This window comes from Nakamurella flavida (genome assembly GCF_030811475.1).
GTDB classification, from domain to species: domain Bacteria; phylum Actinomycetota; class Actinomycetes; order Mycobacteriales; family Nakamurellaceae; genus Nakamurella; species Nakamurella flavida.
Genome location: NZ_JAUSQV010000001.1, coordinates 3767265 through 3784469 on the forward strand (window position 1 = coordinate 3767265; position 17205 = coordinate 3784469).

Annotated in this window: 14 protein-coding genes; 8 read left to right on the forward strand and 6 right to left on the reverse strand. The window is 72.0% G+C overall.

The genetic code is table 11. From position 1 onward, the window contains the following. Positions 1-310 precede the first annotated feature (310 nt). The gene (locus J2S58_RS16750; protein WP_306828984.1) at positions 311-1579 is read left to right on the forward strand and encodes a L,D-transpeptidase; all 1269 of its coding nucleotides are present in this window, start codon (positions 311-313) and stop codon (positions 1577-1579) included. A gap of 116 nt (positions 1580-1695) precedes the next feature. Here the strand turns inward: J2S58_RS16750 and J2S58_RS16755 are convergent, their stop codons facing one another. The 4 genes from J2S58_RS16755 to J2S58_RS16770 all read right to left on the reverse strand — a co-directional run bounded on the left by J2S58_RS16755 (position 1696) and on the right by J2S58_RS16770 (position 7153). Further along, complete coding sequence (locus J2S58_RS16755; protein ID WP_205257386.1) at positions 1696-3495, reverse strand: AMP-dependent synthetase/ligase; 1800 nt, start codon at positions 3493-3495, stop codon at positions 1696-1698. Between the two features lie 192 nt (positions 3496-3687). Then, entirely contained in the window at positions 3688-4578 is an 891-nt protein-coding gene (locus tag J2S58_RS16760; RefSeq protein ID WP_205257387.1) for a transglutaminase family protein, read from the reverse strand. After that, positions 4575-5543 (reverse strand): alpha-E domain-containing protein, encoded by a 969-nt coding sequence (locus tag J2S58_RS16765; RefSeq protein ID WP_205257388.1) that lies wholly within the window; start codon positions 5541-5543, stop codon positions 4575-4577. The genes J2S58_RS16760 and J2S58_RS16765 overlap by 4 nt, the downstream gene beginning before the upstream one ends. Next, positions 5537-7153: a circularly permuted type 2 ATP-grasp protein gene (locus tag J2S58_RS16770; protein WP_205257389.1), complete on the reverse strand. Its 1617-nt coding sequence runs from the start codon at positions 7151-7153 to the stop codon at positions 5537-5539. The genes J2S58_RS16765 and J2S58_RS16770 overlap by 7 nt, the downstream gene beginning before the upstream one ends. 167 nt (positions 7154-7320) lie before the next feature. On the opposite strand from J2S58_RS16770, the gene J2S58_RS16775 reads away from it, so the two are divergent. From J2S58_RS16775 to J2S58_RS16785, 3 genes are all read left to right on the forward strand, one after another. Then, entirely contained in the window at positions 7321-8283 is a 963-nt protein-coding gene (locus tag J2S58_RS16775) for a cation diffusion facilitator family transporter (protein ID WP_205257390.1), read from the forward strand. 130 nt (positions 8284-8413) lie between these two features. Next, positions 8414-9133 (forward strand): ChaB family protein, encoded by a 720-nt coding sequence (locus tag J2S58_RS16780; RefSeq protein WP_205257391.1) that lies wholly within the window; start codon positions 8414-8416, stop codon positions 9131-9133. 14 nt (positions 9134-9147) lie between these two features. Then, the gene (locus J2S58_RS16785) at positions 9148-9999 is read left to right on the forward strand and encodes a DUF72 domain-containing protein (protein WP_205257392.1); all 852 of its coding nucleotides are present in this window, start codon (positions 9148-9150) and stop codon (positions 9997-9999) included. Positions 10000-10059: 60 nt separating this feature from the next. Here the strand turns inward: J2S58_RS16785 and J2S58_RS16790 are convergent, their stop codons facing one another. Together J2S58_RS16790 and J2S58_RS16795 are read right to left on the reverse strand one after the other, a co-directional pair. Next, positions 10060-10683 (reverse strand): superoxide dismutase, encoded by a 624-nt coding sequence (locus J2S58_RS16790; RefSeq protein WP_205257393.1) that lies wholly within the window; start codon positions 10681-10683, stop codon positions 10060-10062. 149 nt (positions 10684-10832) lie between these two features. Then, the gene (locus J2S58_RS16795) at positions 10833-12581 is read right to left on the reverse strand and encodes a dolichyl-phosphate-mannose--protein mannosyltransferase (protein ID WP_240189110.1); all 1749 of its coding nucleotides are present in this window, start codon (positions 12579-12581) and stop codon (positions 10833-10835) included. 15 nt (positions 12582-12596) lie between these two features. Here J2S58_RS16795 and rsmI point away from each other — a divergent pair, with 15 nt between their 5' ends. From rsmI to J2S58_RS16815, 4 genes are all read left to right on the forward strand, one after another. Then, positions 12597-13493 (forward strand): 16S rRNA (cytidine(1402)-2'-O)-methyltransferase, encoded by an 897-nt coding sequence (gene rsmI / locus J2S58_RS16800; RefSeq protein WP_306828993.1) that lies wholly within the window; start codon positions 12597-12599, stop codon positions 13491-13493. Then, complete coding sequence (locus tag J2S58_RS16805) at positions 13490-13969, forward strand: GatB/YqeY domain-containing protein (RefSeq protein ID WP_205257395.1); 480 nt, start codon at positions 13490-13492, stop codon at positions 13967-13969. The genes rsmI and J2S58_RS16805 overlap by 4 nt, the downstream gene beginning before the upstream one ends. Before the next feature lie 135 nt (positions 13970-14104). After that, a complete protein-coding gene (gndA, locus tag J2S58_RS16810) occupies positions 14105-15592 on the forward strand; it encodes an NADP-dependent phosphogluconate dehydrogenase (protein WP_306828995.1) in 1488 nt (495 codons plus the stop codon). A gap of 362 nt (positions 15593-15954) precedes the next feature. After that, entirely contained in the window at positions 15955-17091 is a 1137-nt protein-coding gene (locus J2S58_RS16815; RefSeq protein ID WP_205257397.1) for a NosD domain-containing protein, read from the forward strand. Positions 17092-17205: the final 114 nt, after the last annotated feature.

Sequence of the window (17205 nt, forward strand, 5' to 3'; positions counted from 1 at the left end):
TACGGACGGGGTCGCCCGCGCTCTGTCCGCCGGACCGGGGAAACGTGCGGGAAGGGCATCCCGAGCGGACCGGAACGCCGGTCGACTGTCACGGATACGACACGACTTGACACTGGGCGTGTCGCATCCGGTCGGGGGAGGGGTGTCGGCCCGCACACTGGGTGGGCACCGGCGCTGGTCGCAGCGCCGACGGGGAAGGCCGCACCGGCGTGCGCCGGGCGGACCGCACGGGGGAGTCGTCATGCAGGGACAGGCACCACGACGGGCACGGGGACAGGCACGGGATCGGGGCAGGGCCGTGGTGGTCGGGGTGGCGGCCGCCGTCCTGCTGGCCGGCTGCACCTCACCCGGCACCCTGTCCGGTGCGGGCGGAGCGGGGAGCGCCGGCGCCGGTCCGGCGAGTGCGTCGGCGGAGGCGCCGACGGCCGGGCCCAGCAGCGCCGCGTCCGCCGTGACCCCTGCGGCGCCCACCACGACAGCCGGCAGCAGCACGCCGGCCGCACCGACGTCCGGATCTCCCACCCCGCCGCCGCCGGCCCCGCCCGCCGGTGTCACCGTCGTCCCGGCCGACGCCGCGCAGGGGGTCGGGCCGCTGGACCCGATCACGGTGACCCCGGTCGGCGGCATCCTGCAGACCGTCACCCTGACCAACGCGTCCGGCGTCGACATCCAGGGTGCCCTGGCCGCCGACGGATCCGGTTGGTCGGTCGTCCCCGAGCTCGGCTACGGCAAGACGTACACCGTCACGGCCACCGCGGTGAACGCCCAGGGCGCACCGACCACCACGACCACCTCGTTCACCACGCTGACCCCGGACGAGCGGACCGCGGCCTCGACGTACCCGAGCGACGGCATGCAGGTCGGGGTGGGGCAGCCGCTGGTCATCGTGTTCGACGAGCCCATCGTCGACCGGGTCGCCGCCCAGCAGGCCATCACCGTCACCACCACCCCGGCCCAGGCGGGCGCCTTCCGCTGGGTGTCGGACACCGAGCTGCGCTGGCGGCCGGCCGAGTTCTGGCAGGCCGGGACGACGGTCCAGGTCGACGGGCTCATCTACGGACGTGCACTGGGCGGCGGGATGTACGGCCAGGAGGATCTGCACAGCTCCTTCACCATCGGCCGCTCGCTGATCAGCGAGGTCGACGACACCACCAAGCAGATGACGGTCACCCAGGACGGCCAGGTCGTCCGGACCATGCCGGTCTCCCTGGGCCGGGACAAGTACCCGACGTACAACGGGGTGCACGTGGTGGCCGAGAAGTACGAGATGAAGATCATGGACTCCAGCACGTGGGGGCTGACCGGAACGGGCGCCTACCGCACGGAAGTGCAGTGGGCGACGCGGATCTCGAACTCCGGGGAGTTCGTGCACGCCGCGCCGTGGTCGGTCGAGCAGCAGGGGTTCACCAACGTGTCGCACGGCTGTGTGAATCTCTCCACCGAGAACGCCCGCTGGTTCTACGACACCGTCCTGCCCGGCGACCCGGTGATCATCAGGAACACCGTCGGACCGGCCCTGGAGTCCTGGGACGGCTACGGCGACTGGCAGATCCCGTTCGAGGAGTACTCCGCGGCCTGACGCCCTCGACCCGCCGGCCGCACGAACCAGCTCGCACGACGGGAGCCCGACCGCTCACCGGCGGTCGGGTCCTGTCGTGCCGGCCGGCAGGTCGTGCGGTCGGGCCGGGGGTCGGGTCAGTCGACGTACAGCTTGTCGAGCTCGGCGCTGTAGCGCTTCTCCACCGAGCGCCGGCGGACCTTCATGGACGGGGTCAGCTCGCCCTCCTCGACGGAGAGGTCCCGCGGGAGGATGACGAACTTCTTCACCGTCTCCCAGCGCTCGAGATGACTGTTCACCTCGGTGATCTGGCCGTCCAGCAGCTCGCGCACCTGGGGTGAGTCGGCCAGGTCCTCCAGGCTGAGCTCGCCGAGACCGTTGCGGCCGGCCCAGTCCTGGATCGCGTCGGGGTCCAGGGTGATCAGCGCGGAGACGAACTTGCGCCCGTCGCCGTGCACGATGACCTGCGAGGCGTACGGGCTGGTCGACTTGACCAGGGTCTCGATCTTCTGCGGCGCCACGTACTTGCCGCCGGAGGTCTTGATGAGGTCCTTCTTGCGGTCGGTGACGGCCACGTAGCCGTCGCGCAGCTCGCCGATGTCGCCGGTGTGGAACCAACCGTCCGCGGTGAGCACCTCCTCGGTCGCGTCCGGGCGGTTGTGGTACCCGCGCATGACACCGGGCCCCCGGAACAGGATCTCGCCGTCGGCGGCGATCACCACCTCCGTCCCGGGGAGCGGGGGGCCGACCGTGCCCAGCCGCAGATCGCCCGGGAGGTTGACGCAGGTCGCCGCGCTGGACTCGGTGAGCCCGTACCCCTCGAGCACCTTCATGCCGGCGGCGTCGAACCACTCGGCGACGTCCATCGACAGCTTCGCCGAGCCGGAGACGAAGAAGCGCACCCGCCCACCGACGATGTGCCGGATCTTGGCGTACACCAACTTGTCGGCCACGGTGGTCTGCAGACGCAGGGCCACGCCCGGGGCATCGCCGCGTTGCCGGGCCCGGGACGCGGCGATGCCGACCCGGAACGCCCAGTCGAATATCTTCGCCTTGGCTCCGCCGGCGCTCTGCGCGGTCATCGTGGCCCGGGCCCGCACCTTCTCGAAGATGCGGGGGGCACCGGCCATGAACGTGGGCTTCACGTCGGCCAGGTTGGCCACCAGACGGTCCAGGTCGCCGTCCACCGCGGTCGCGAAGCCGATCCGCAGCTGGATGGCCAGCAGCACCTTGCCGAACACGTGCGACAACGGCAGCCACAGGTACTGCACGTCGTCGGGGCGCAGGATGTCGAGCTCCTCGACCGCGCGCGCCTCGTACGTCCAGTTGTCGTGGACCAGCCGCACGCCCTTGGGGCGGCCCGTCGTCCCGGACGTGTAGATCAGGGTGGCCAGTCGCTCGGGGCCCAGATCGTCGATCCGGGCCTGCACGGCCAGCGGCTCGCGGGCCAGCAGAGCGCGCCCCCGCTCGGCGAGCTGATCCAGGGTGAGCACCCGCTCCCCGTCACCGGGGCCGTCGAAGACGACCAGGGTGCGCAGGTCCGGCAGGTCGGCGTCGGCGATCTTGGCGACCTGGTTCGCGTCCTCGGCGAAGGCCACCACCGAGCCGGAGTCGCCGAGGATGTAGGCGACCTCCTCGGCCGTGGTCGACGGGTACACCGCGGTGGTGGCGCCACCCGCGCACATGATCGCCAGGTCGGCCAGGATCCAGTCGACCCGGGTGCCGGCGGCGATGGCCACCCGGTCCTCCGGGCCCACCCCCAGGTCCACGAGACCGGCGGCCAGGTCGAACGCCCGGTCGCGGGCCTGCCGCCAGGTCAGCGACGTCCAGCGCGTACCGACCCGGAAGCGGAAGGCCTCCGCGTCCGGTGTGGCCGCCACCCGATCGGTGAGCAGGTGGGCGAACGACGGCGTTCGCGAAGACTGGGGCGGGGTCATCTCGTCCTCCTCGACGGGGGCACCCGGCCACGCCGGCCGACAGGCCGGGGCGCCGGGTCCAGGGTCCACCCGACCCTACGGGGTCGGGGCCACGCCCGGGCCGTTCCTCCACACCCCGCCACCGGCCCCGACGGGTGGTCCGCCCGGAGACGGGGAGCGCCTGCCGGACGGGGAGACCGGCCGGGGACCGACTCAGCGCAGCCGGGTGACCCGCACGGTGACCTCGTTGCCCGTGGCGTCCGGCCCGGCGTAGACACCCTTGACCGGCGGGACGTCGCCGTAGTCCCGGCCGCGCCCCACCACCACGTGCGCCTGGGTCGGCGCCTTGGAGTTGGTCGGGTCGTACCGCGTCCACGACCCGTCGAACCACTCCACCCAGGCGTGCGACTCGCCGACCACCGTCCGGCCGATGGCCGCGGTCGGGTCCGGGTGCAGGTAGCCCGAGACGTACCGCGTGGGGACCCCCATCGACCGCAGCAGCCCGATGGCCAGGTGGGAGAGGTCCTGGCAGACCCCGCGCCGGGCGGCGTAGGCCTCCAGGGCCGAGGTGTGCACGCCGGTCGACCCCGGCTCGTAGTTCAGCGTGCTGTGCACCCACCGGCACACGGCCATGCCGGCGTCCCGGGGGGTCGCCGACTCGGCGCGGATCTGCGCGGCGATCCCGGCGAGCTCGTCGTCGACCTCGGTGAGCGGAGTGGCCGCCAGGAACTCGTCCCAGCGGTCGAGCACGCCGGGGGTGGCGAGGTCCTCCCAGGCGCAGGTGGGCCCGGCGGTGCCGTCGCCGACCGGGGCGAACGTCTCCACCGTCGTCGTCGCGGTGACCGCGAGCTGCCGGTGCGGACGGTGCACGTCGAAGGACGCGACCCGGTTGCCGAAGTAGTCCTGGTACCCCACGACGCCCTCGAACGGGTCGAGCTCCAGTCGCGCGGACAGCACGGCCTGGCCGGGCTCGTCGGCCGGCTGCATGCGGACCTCGTTGTACGAGGTGGTCACCGTGTCCGGGTAGCTGAGCACGGTGCGGTGCACGATGAGCAGCCGCCAGATCTCGGCCGGGGCCGCCATCGCGGGAGCGGTCGGGGTCATGCCACACCTCCGTCGGCGCCGATGTTGGCCCAGGCCACCGCGTCCTCGCGGCGGAAGAAGGAGCTGGTCACCGCGGTGTGCGCGCTGGTCACGGTGCGCTGCAGGGACGACAGCAGGTGGGCCCGGTCGTCCACGATCTCCCGGCCGGTCCGGTACTCCAGGCTCGTCCGGGTGCGTCCGACGATCCGCCGGGCCGAGGACGGGTCGCGCCGGGGGTCGCGGAACTGCCGCGCCCCGGCCGCCTCCAGCTCGGCCAGCGAGGTCTCCGCCGCGGTCAGCGCCCGCACCACCGAGCGGGGGAAGTAGCGGTCGAGCAGCACGAACTCGGTCGCACTGCGCTGGCCGATCGAGCCGCCCGCGTACCGGACGTAGGGCTCCCAGCCGCCGCACGCGCTGACCAGGGCCCGCCACGGCGGCACAGCCCCGGTCTCGGAGTCCGCGGCAGCCAGCAGCCGGATCGTCATGTCCGCGCGTTCCAGGGAGCGGCCGACGACGAGGAAGTGCCAGCCCTCGTCGTGGCTCATCACCTCGTCGACCAGGCCGGCGGCGATGGCGCAGCGTTCGCCGACCCAGCGCAGGAACGTGTGCGGGCCCGAGCCCGCCGCCTCCCGGGTGCGCAGGCCGTGCCACGTCACGTTCAGGCACTCCCAGACGTTCATCGGGATCGCGTCCCGCACGCCGCGGGCGTTCTCGCGGGCCGCGACCAGCGCCCCGGCGACCGAGGACGCACGCTCCCGGTCGAAGACCAGGGTGCGCACCAGCTGACCGGCGTCGCCCGGGGTATCGCCGCCCTCACCGTCGACCAGACCCATCGAGTCGAGCAGGGACCGGATGACCTGGTTGTCGCCCTGCCAGGACCCGGCGGGCAGCAGGTGCAGATAGGTGTCCAGGATGCGGGCCGTGCAGTCGGCCCGCTCCACGTGGCGGCCGAGCCAGTACAGCGACTCGGCGATCCGGCTCAGCATGCGTCGGTCCCTCCTGCCGGTCCGGCCGGCTGTTGCTGCTGCTGCTGGCCCTGCTGGGTGCGCATGGCGTGCCCGTCGTCATCGGGGGTGACGGGCGGGTCGAACATGTCGGCGGTGATCGCCGGCATCATCACCGTCGCGTCCGCCGGGGCGGGGCGCACCGGTTCGGGCTCGGGCACCGGCCCGGCCAGCACCCACGTGTCCTTGGACCCGCCGCCCTGCGAGGAGTTCACGATCAGCTCGCCCTCGGGCAACGCGACCCGGGTCAACCCGCCCGGCAGCACCCAGACCGCGTTGCCGTCGTTGACCGCGAACGGCCGGAGGTCGACGTGCCGGGGGCGCAGCCGGTCACCGATCAGCGTCGGCACGGTCGACAGCTGGATCTCGTTCTGGGCGATCCAGCCGCGCGGGTTGTCCAGGATGGTGGCCCGCGCCTTGCTCAGCGTGGCCCGGTCGGCCCGGGAACCGATGACGATGCCCTTGCCGCCGGAACCGTCCACCGGCTTGAGCACCAGCTGGTGCAGGTGCTCGAGCGCGTACTCGCGGTGCTCGGGCTCCTCCATCCGGTACGTGTCCACGTTCGGCAGGATCGGGTCCTCGCCCAGGTAGTACCGGATGATGTCCGGCACGTAGGTGTAGATCAGCTTGTCGTCGGCGATGCCGTTGCCGACCGCGTTGGCGATCGTCAGGTTGCCGGCGCGGGCGGCGTTGACCAGCCCGGGGCTGCCCAGCAGCGAGTCCATCCGGAACTGCACCGGGTCCAGGAACTCGTCGTCGACCCGTCGGTAGATCACGTGCACGGGCATCTCGCTGGCCGTGGTGCGCAGGTAGACGCGGTTGTTGCGGCAGATCAGGTCCCGGCCCTCGACGAGCTCCACACCCATCTCGCGGGCCAGCAGGGTGTGCTCGAAGTACGCGGAGTTGTAGACGCCCGGGGTCAGCACGACCACGGTCGGATCGGTGACGTTCCACGGCGCGACGGCCCGCAGGGCGGCCAGCAGCCGGCCTGGGTACTCCGACACCGGCCGGACGACCTGGTCGCCGCCGGCCTCGGTGAGCACCTGGGTGACCGCCTGCCGGTTCTCCAGGACGTAGGACACCCCGGACGGCACCCGGACGTTGTCCTCCAGCACCCGGAAGGTGCCGTGTTCGTCGCGGATGAGATCGACCCCGGAGATGACGATGCGGGCGCCGTCCTGGTGACCCATGCCGGCGACCTGCCGGTGGAAGTGCGGCGAGGTGGTGACCAACCGGCGCGGGATGACCCCGTCGGCGAAGATCCGGCCCTGTCCGTAGGCATCGGCCAGGAAGGCCTCCAGTGCGCGGACCCGTTGCGGCACACCGCGTTCGACGGTGACCCACTCCTGGGCGGTGACCACCCGCGGCACCAGGTCCAGCGGGAACGGTCGCTCGACGCCGCCGAGGGCGAAGGTGACGCCCTGGTCGAGGAACGCCCGGCCCATGATCTCCGCGCGGGCGGACAGGTCGGCCCCGTTGATCGTCCGCAGGACGGCGTGCACCTGCTCGTACGCGGGCCGGACCTCGCCCGGCCCGGAGAACATCTCGTCCCACGCCGCACCGGCGGGGTAGTCCTGGAACAGATCGGCCATGGGGGGGACGGTAGGACCGGCGTGTTGCGGGATCATGTCGGGCCCCTTCGCTGCGGTTCGACGATCGGCTTCAGGTGCGGTGTCCGGCCCATGCTGTCCCATCCCGGGCGGGCGGGCGCGACGGGCCCCCTGTCCGGCGGGCGGTCCCACCCGTCACACTCACCGGAATGAGCACAGAGGGCGGTACCAAGGCCATCGTCGCGGCGATGGCGGCGAACCTGGGGATCGCGATCACCAAGTTCGTCGCGTTCCTGATCTCGGGGTCCAGTTCCATGCTGGCCGAGTCGGTGCACTCGCTGGCCGACTCCGGGAACCAGGTGCTGCTGCTGGTCGGTGGGAAACGGTCGAAGCGGGCGGCCACCCCGGACCATCCGTTCGGCTTCGGGCGGGAGCGGTACGTCTACGCGTTCATGGTCGCGATCATCCTGTTCACCGTCGGCGGGATGTTCTCCATCTACGAAGGTGTGCACAAGGTCCAGCACCCCGAGGCCATCGAGGTGCCCTGGCTGCCCATCGCCGTCCTGCTCGTGGCCATCGGGCTGGAGTCGTTCTCGCTGCGCACCGCGCTGAAGGAATCGGCGACGCAGCGCACCGGCATCTCGGTGCTGCAGTTCGTCCGCCGGTCCAAGTCCCCCGAGCTGCCCGTCGTGCTGCTCGAGGACATCGCCGCGCTCATCGGCCTGGTGCTGGCCCTGGTCGGTGTCAGCCTGTCGGTGATCACCGGCGACGGCATCTGGGACGGCATCGGGACCGTGGCCATCGGCATCCTGCTCATCGTGGTGGCGATCGTGCTGGGCATCGAGGTGAAGAGTCTGCTCATCGGCGAGGGCGCCACCCCGCAGGACGCCGAGCGCATCCGCGCCGCGGCCGAGAGCGGCCACGAGGTCGAGCGGATCCTGCACATGAAGACGCTGTACCTGGGCCCCGACGAGATGCTGGTCGCCATGAAGGTCGCCGTCACCCCGACGGACTCCGCCGCCGAGGTCGCCGCGGCGATCAACGCCGTGGAGAGCCGTGTCCGGGCCGCCGTGCCGGCCGCCCGGGTGCTGTACATCGAGCCGGACATCGACGCCGGCCCGGCCGGGAACGGCGCGGGTCCCGGCTCCGCCGCGGTCGACGCGCCCCACTGACCGCACTCCCCGGCCGCAGTCGGTCGGCCGGCGGGCGGGGCGCCTGCGGGCGTAATCCCACCGCGGCGGACAGGATGGACGGCAGGACGGGCGCACGACGGCGGCCCGGGCAGGACGACAGGGAGCAACCATGGCGAAGTCCACCGGCAAGGCCGCAGCGAAGTCGAGCACCAAGGCGGGCAGGAAGGCCGACGACGAGCTGACAGCGGGGACGAAGGCCGGCAGCAAGAAGGCCGGCGCGAAGAAGGCCTCCGCCAAGAAGGCCCCGGCGAAGAAGGCGGACAGCAAGAAGGCCGACGCGAAGAAGGCCCCCGCCAAGAAGGCGGACACCCAGAAGGCCGACAGCAAGAAGGCGGACACCAAGAAGGCCGCCAGCAAGAAGGCCGCCAGCAAGAAGGCCGCCAGCAAGAAGGCCGCCAGCAAGAAGGCCGCCGGCCCGAAGGCGAAGCCCACGAAGAACACCCCGGAGATCCCCAGCACGCTGGAGCGCTCGCCCGACCCGAAGGCCGCACGCACCTTCGTGGAGACGCACGACTCGGCGGTCGAGCAGTACGGGAAGGGCGAGCGGGCGACTCGCACGGCCCTGGCCGCGGTCAAGCACAGCTACGAGAAGGTCGGCGACCACTGGGAGCCCAAGGACGAGAAGGGCCCGTCCGACTCGCAGGCGGCCTCGCCCCGCGGGCGTTCCGGTACCTCCGCCGGCGGCGTCGACACCAGCGCCACCCGCGCGCACCTGTACCTGCTCGCCCAGCGCCTGGACATCGCGGGCCGCTCCCGGATGAGCAAGGACCAGCTCATCGAGGCCCTGCAGAAGGCGAACGACGCGGCCAGCGCGAAGGCTCGGCGGTAGGCGGGACCGGGGTGGTGGGTGTTCTCTCCGGTGGCGGTGCGGACGTCCGCATCGGACTGTCCGGATGGACCTACCCGCACTGGCGGAAGGCGTTCTACCCGGCGGGACTGGCTCAGCGGCGCGAGCTGGAGTTCGCCTCCCGGGCGTTCTCCACCCTGGAGATCAACGGGTCGTTCTACTCCCTGCAGCGCCCGTCGAGCTACCGCGCCTGGCGGGACGCCACTCCTGGTGACTTCCTGTTCGCGGTCAAGGGTGGCCGGTTCATCACCCACCAGAAGAAGCTGGCGAACGTCGATCAGCCGTTGGCCACCTTCTTCGCCTCGGGACTGCTCGATCTGGGGGAGCGGCTCGGCCCGATCCTGTGGCAGTTGCCACCCGGTCTGGCCTACCACCCGGAGCGGATGGCCGCGTTCTTCGCCCGGCTGCCGATGACCACCGACGACGCGGCCCGGCTGGCCGCCGGGTACGAGCCACGGCTGTTCGAACGGTGGTCCCAGGAGCCGGTGGTCCGGGCGGCGGTCCCGGGCGCGATCCAGCACGCCGTCGAGGTCAGGCACCCCAGCTTCGCCACCGGGGAGTTCGCCGCCCAGTGCCGCGAATCCGGCATCGCGCTGGTCGTCGCGGACACCGCGGGACGCTTCCCCTGGGTGGACGAGGTCACTGCCGACCTGGTCTACGTCCGCCTGCACGGCGACGCCGAGCTCTACCTGTCGCAGTACAGCGACCAGGGTCTGGACCGGTGGGCCGACCGCATCCGGGGGTGGGCCCGGACCCCGGGGGTGCGACGGGTCTGCGTCTACTTCGACAACGACGGGTACGCCCACGCCCCGCAGGACGCCGCCCGATTGGTGCAGCGGCTCGGCTGAGCCGGACACAGAACGGGCCCCCGCCGTGAACGGCAGGGGCCCGGAGTGCTGGTGCAGGACCTACAGGACGATCAGCCCGGCGGTCTTCGCCTTGGCGGCGTCGAAGCGCGCGGCGGCGTCCGCCCAGTTGACGACGTTCCACCAGGCGGCGATGTAGTCCGGCTTCACGTTCTTGTACTGCAGGTAGAACGCGTGCTCCCACATGTCGACCAGGGCGATCGGCACCTGCGCGGCCGGCAGGTTCCCCTGCTGGTCGTACAGCTGGAAGATGTTCAGCCGCTGGCCGAGGGTGTCCCAGGCCAGGATGGACCAGCCGGAGCCCTGGATGGTGCTGGCGCTGGCGGTGAACTGGGCCTTGAAGCCGTCGAACGAGCCGAAGAACTCGTCGATGGCCGCGGCCAGCTCGCCGACCGGCTTGTCGCCGCCGTCCGGGGACAGGTTCGGCCAGAAGATCGAGTGGTTGATGTGCCCACCCAGGTTGAACGCCAGGCTCTTCTCCAGGCCGCCGACGGCCCCGAAGGAGCTCTTGTCGCGGGCCTCGGCGAGCTGGTCGATGGTGTCGTTCGCGCCCTTGACGTACGTGGCGTGGTGCTTGTCGTGGTGCAGCTGCATGATCTCGCCGGAGATGTGCGGCTCGAGCGCGCTGTAGTCGTACGGGAGTTCGGGAAGGGTGTACTGGGCCATGGGGCCTCCTCGCGATTGCGGGTGTGCGGTGCGCGGATGTGCGCTGCGATGGCGCCGCATCGCAGCCGGTTCCGACCATATACCCGCCCCCGATCGGGCCCCCGGGGCGGTCCGGGGCAGCGGCGCGAGCCGGCCGGGGTCGTGTGGGCTCAGCCCCAGGACGGCAGCCAGGTCCGCATCTGCAGGCCGTCGGGGGTGATCGGCACGCCGTTGAGGATGGGCCAGAGGTAGGCGAAGTTGGCCACCACCAGACCCACGTAGATCGCCACGATCGTGACGGCCAGGTAGCGCCGTTCCACCCCCACCCGGGAGCGGCCGAGGATGTCGCCGAGCACCAGGGTGATGCCGATGATCAGGAACGGGGCCAGTGGGGTGGCGTAGAAGAAGTACATCTGGCGGTCCAGGTTGGTGAACCAGGGCAGGTAGCCCGCGCCGTACCCGACGAGGACGGCGGCGTAGCGCCAGTCCAGCCGGCCGATCGCCTTCCACAACGCCCAGCCCGCCACGAACAGCGAGATCCACCACAGGGCGGGGGTGCCGATGAGCAGGATGCGCTGCACGCAGTCGGTCCGCCCGTCCCCGCAGCCCGTGCCGGCGCCGGGGGAGTAGTAGTTCACCGGCCGGGTGCCGAGCGGCCACGTCCAGGGCTTGGACTCCCACGGGTGGCGCTTGGCCGGGTCGGTGGGGGTGAGCAGATGGGAGTGGAAGTCGAGCATCTTCCACGTCCACTGCCACAGGGCGTTGTCCCAGAACGAGCCCAGCTGGTAGAGCAGACCGGACTTCCAGTCCGACCGGAACTCCGGGGTGGCGACCAGGGTGCTGCGGGGCCAGGCGTTCGCCGAGGCGAACCAGGCCCACCAGGTCGCGACGTACGTCGCCACCGGGATGACGGCCAGCGACCAGAGGGACGGCACGAGATCCCGGCGGACCACGGCCTGCACGGGGCGGGTCACGCCGGAATCGCGACGGGCGGTGATGTCCCAGACGACGACCATGACCCCGAACGCCGCCACCCAGTACACGCCGGACCACTTGATGGCGATGGCCAGCCCGAGCAGCACCCCCGCGGCGAACCGCCACCAGCGCGCGCCCAGGACGACCCCGAACCGACCCGGCTCGCCGTCGTCCCGGACGGAGGCGGCGAGGCGGGCCCGGACCTGGTCGCGGTCGGCGATGACACAGCTGAATGCGGCGAGCACGAAGACGGTCTGCAGGATGTCCAGCAGGGCCGAGCGGGACTGCACGTGGCTCACGCCGTCGCAGATGATCAGCACGCCGGCGATGCCGCCGAGCAGGGTGGAGCGGGTCATCCGGCGGACCACCCGCACCATCACCAGCACGCAGATGATGCCGGCGACCGCCGGGGCCAGCCGCCAGCCGGTCGGGGTGTACCCGGCCACCAGCTCGCCGAGCGCGATGATCTGCTTGCCCAGCGGTGGGTGGACGACCACGCCGAACGCCTGGTTGTCCTCGACGCCGCCGTTGCGGATCACCTCGGCGGCCTGCAGCGCGTAGTACTTCTCGTCGAAGAGCGGGGTGCCGCCGTCGGTGCGCAGGCCGATGTCCCACAGCCGGACGACCGCGGCCACCAGGGTCAGGGTCAGGGTGACGACCCAGCCGCGGACCCGGTCGGTGGGCGGCGGCGGCAGGGTGGGGCGCCCGGTGCGCACGGGAGCGGTCAGCGCCGGCGTGCCACCGATCGGCATCACCGACGTCGCCGGGTCGGGACGGGCCAGGGCCGGGTCCCGGTCGTCGGTGTCGGGCAGGGATGCGACGGCGGGGATCCGACGCCACCACGGTGCCGGTGCGGCGAGCGGTCCGTCCGCATCCGTCCCGGCATCGCCACCGACCGCCTGCTGCGCGGTCGGGCCGGGGCCGACGGTGGGGGGAGCGGACATGCCGACGATCGTAAGGTGACCCTGGTGAGCACCTCGTTCCCGACCGGCCGTCTCGTGCTCGCCGGCACCCCGCTGGGTCGGGTGAGCGACGCCTCGCCGGGTCTGGGGGACGCCCTGGCCACCGCCGACGTCATCGCCGCCGAGGACACCCGCCGCCTGCACCGGCTCACCACCGATCTGGGCATCCACCCCACCGGGTCGGTCGTGTCGTACTACGAGTCGGTCGAGCAGTCGCGCATCCCCCGGTTGCTGGAGCGGATGCGGGAGGGTGCGACGGTCGTGCTCGTCACCGACGCGGGGATGCCGTCGGTGTCCGATCCCGGGTACCGGCTGGTGGCCGCGGCCGCGGAGGCCGGCATCGACATCACCTCGGTGCCGGGGCCGTCCGCGGTGATCACCGCGCTGGCCCTGTCCGGGCTGCCGTCCGACCGGTTCTGCTTCGAGGGGTTCCCGCCGCGCAAACCCGGGGAGCGGGCCCGGGCCTTCACCCAGCTGGCCACCGAGACCCGGACGATGGTGTTCTTCGAGTCGGTGCACCGACTCGGCGAGTGCCTGCAGGCCATGGCCGAGGCGTTCGGTGCCGACCGCCCCGCCGCCCTGTGCCGGGAGCTGACCAAGACCTACGAGGAGGTCCGCCGCGGCACGCTGGCCGAGCTCGTCGCCGGGGCCGAGACGGTCCGCGGTGAGGTCACCCTGGTCGTGGCCGGCGCACCGGCCGGGACCGTGGCCGTGGACGAGTCCGACCTGGCCGCGGCCGTGGCCGAGCTCGTCGCCGCCGGGGCCAGCCGCCGGGACGCCGTCGACGTGGTCGCCGGTCGCGTCGGCCTGCCCCGCCGCACCGTCTACGCCGCGGCCACCCGCCCCGCACCACCCACCGCCACCGATCCACGCAGCACCCGGAGGACCCGATGACCGACAGCACGCCCACCCTCAAGGCCCGCCTGCGGACCGATCTGACCGCGTCGATGAAGGCGCGCGACGCCCTGACCACCGGCACCCTGCGGATGGCACTGGCCGCGGTCGGCGTGGCCGAGGTCGCGGGCGACACCGCCCGTGAGCTGTCCGACGCCGAGGTGCTGGCCGTCCTCGGCAAGGAGGTGCGCAAGCGCAAGGAGGCGGCCGACGCCTTCGCCGGGGCCGGCCGCGCCGAGCTGGCCGACAAGGAACGGGCCGAGTCCGCCGTGCTCACCGCCTACCTGCCCGCCCAGCTCGATGACGAGGAACTGGCCGGCTGGGTCGCCGAGGCGGTCGAGCAGGTCGCGCAGGACACCGGCGCCCCGGTCACCCCGCGGCAGATGGGTGTGGTGGTCAAGGCCGTCCAGGCCCGGGCCGCAGGACGCGCCGAGGGCGGCCGGATCGCCGCGGCGGTGCGCGCGGCCCTGGCCTGACGGTCGGCGGTCGCTGGCGTGCGTCACCGGTGACCCATGTGCGGAGCGTCGGTGAGAACGCCCCCCGGTTCGCCGCCGCGGGCCCTCGTGCGGGAGTGTGTAGGGGACCAGCTCGACCGTGACCCGGAGGTTCCCGTGCCCGATTCCACCGCCCGCGCCGAGATCGGTGTCACCGGTCTCGCCGTCATGGGCTCCAACCTCGCCCGCAACTTCGCGAGCAAGGGCTTCGTCACCGCGGTGCACAACCGCACCAGCAGCAAGACCGACGCGCTCATCGCCGAGCACGGCTCCGACGGTGACTTCGTCCCGTCGAACACCCCCGAGGAGTTCGTCGCCTCGCTGGCCGTCCCGCGCAAGATCATCATCATGGTCAAGGCGGGCGGGCCGACCGACGCCGTCATCGACGAGCTGTCCGAGCTGCTCGAACCGGGCGACATCCTCATCGACGGCGGGAACTCCCTGTTCCAGGACACCATCCGGCGCGAGAAGGCGGCCCGGGAGAAGGGCATCCACTTCGTCGGCTGCGGCATCTCCGGCGGCGAGGAGGGCGCCCTCAAGGGCCCGTCGATCATGCCGGGTGGATCGAAGGAGGCCTACGGGTCCCTCGGGCCGATCCTGGAGAAGATATCCGCGCACGTCGACGGCGCCCCCTGCTGCACGCACATCGGCACCGACGGCGCCGGCCACTTCGTGAAGATGGTGCACAACGGCATCGAGTACGCCGACATGCAGCTCATCGCCGAGGCCTACGACCTGCTGCGCCGTGGCGCCGGCCTCGAGCCCGCCGAGATCGCCGAGGTGTTCGCCGACTGGAACGCCGGTGACCTGGACTCCTTCCTCATCGAGATCACCGCCGAGGTGCTCAAGCAGGTCGACGCGAAGACCGGCAAGCCGTTCGTCGACGTCGTCGTGGACGCGGCCGGCATGAAGGGCACCGGCACCTGGACGGTGCAGACCGCGCTCACCCTCGGTGTCCCGGTCACCGGGATCGCCGAGTCGGTGTTCGCGCGTGGACTGTCCTCCGCGACGGCCCAGCGTGCCGCGGCCAAGGATCTGCCCGGCCCGTCCGGCCAGCTGGAGCTCGACGACAGGGCGGCGTTCATCGAGGACGTGCGGCTCGCGCTGTACGCGTCCAAGATCGTCGCCTACGCGCAGGGTTTCGACGAGATCGTGGCCGGTGCCGCCGAGTTCGACTGGGACATCGACCGGGGTGCGGTGGCCAAGATCTGGCGGGGTGGCTGCATCATCCGGGCCCGCTTCCTCAACCGGATCACCGAGGCCTACGCCGAGGATCCGACGCTGGCCTCGCTGCTGTTCGCGCCGTTCTTCACCGAGGTCGTCTCGGCCGGCCAGGACTCCTGGCGCCGGGTGGTCTCCCGCGCGGCCCTGGCCGGTATCCCCACCCCCGGGTTCGCCTCCTCGCTGTCCTACTACGACGGGCTGCGCAGCGAGCGGCTGCCCGCGGCCCTCATCCAGGGCCAGCGCGACTTCTTCGGGGCGCACACCTACAAGCGGGTGGACACCGAGGGCACCTTCCACACGTTGTGGTCGGGCGACCGCACCGAGATCCAGGAGGACGGCCAGACCGCCGGGGTCAACGCCCCGGTCGAGAGCGGCCACTGAGGCCCCCTGGGTCCTCCTGAGTGCGTACTCGGCCGCGGCGTGATGCGGCCGGAGCACTGCCCGAACGGGGCGTCGATCCTGCGGATCGGCGCCCCGTTCGGCGTTCCCGGGGCGCGGTCCGGCGCCCCGCCCTCGGCGCTCCGACTTCGGCGCTCCGACCGCCGGCGCCCCGTCGGCGAGAGATCCACGGAGTGTCATCGACGGACGCCCGAGCGGGGTGTGAAGATCATTTGCCACGCCCAGAGTGGTCCCAATGGGTGTACGACTCCCCCTTGCCTGTACCCAGAGATCCGGCGATACTCCTTTCGGGGGAAGCGGTGGGGTGCCGCTCCAGGGGGAACGGAATCGACATGAACGCATCGATGCGTGCACTGACGCGACGGCTGACCACGGCGGGAGCGGTCGTCGTGCTGCTCACCGGGGGGACGGTGGCATCGGCGGGGGCGGCGGCCCCGGTCCGGGGTTCGGCACCGGGGGTGACGTGCGGCGCCACCCTGACCACGAACACCGTGCTGACCAGGAATCTGACCTGTCCCTCGGGCAACGGGTTGACGCTGGGGGCCGGGGTCACCCTGGATCTGGGTGGCCGCACCCTGACCGGTCCGGGGTCGTCCGGCACCGGTGTCGTGTTCAGCGGGGCCGGCGGGTCGGCCCTGATCAACGGCACCGTCCGCGGCTGGCAGGACGGGGTGACCGAGGACGTCGATTCCCAGGTCGTCCCGTCGTCCATCCGCGGGGTGCGCTTCGACAAGGCCCGGCTGTCCTTCACGAACAGCAGTCCCACGCTGACCGGGGTGCGGCTGACCGACTCACCGGTGATCCAGTTCCAGGGCCATCTGGTCGTGCAGGACTCCACCCTGACCCGGTCCACGGTGAAGGGGTACGGGGCGTCGGTGGCGGTGAGCGGGTCCACGATCCGCGGCGGTGGCGTGGAACAGAGCGACGGGTGGTCGGTGTCCATCGAGTCCTCCACCCTGGACGGCTCGGGGTACGACGGTCCGCCCACCACCTGCTGGGAGTCCGACATCCTCGTCAGGGCCAGCACGGTGCGGAACTACGTCCGCCCGATCTCGCCGCTGGGGTGCTCGGTCTCGTTGCAGGGCAACACCTTCACCGACAACCGCAACGGGGTGATGACCGAGGCGGGGATGGAGGACGGCCCCGGGAACGCGGTCGTCGACGGGAACACGTTCCGCGGCAACGGGATCGCCCTGCACTCCTCGAGCATGACCGTCACGGGCAACACCTTCGTGGCCAACACCACCGGCGTCCTCGCCGAACGGCCCGAGACGGTCACGATCACCGGGAACACGTTCTCCCGCAACACCTCCAGTGGCATCCGGACGCTGGCCGACGGCCTGACCGTGGGCGCGAACACCGCGACGAACAACGGTCGGTACGGTATCTACGCCCCGAACGCCCACGACCTGGGTGGCAACCGGGCGTACGGCAACACGCTCGGCGACTGCGTCGGGTTGATCTGCGCCGGGCGGCGCTGACCCGCCGCCCGCGGTAGGCCGGACGGTCTACGGCCGACCGGCTCGAGCCGGCCACCGGGCAGACGCCGGCCGGCCCGCCCGTCGACAGACTTCCTCCATCGGCCGGCCCGGCCG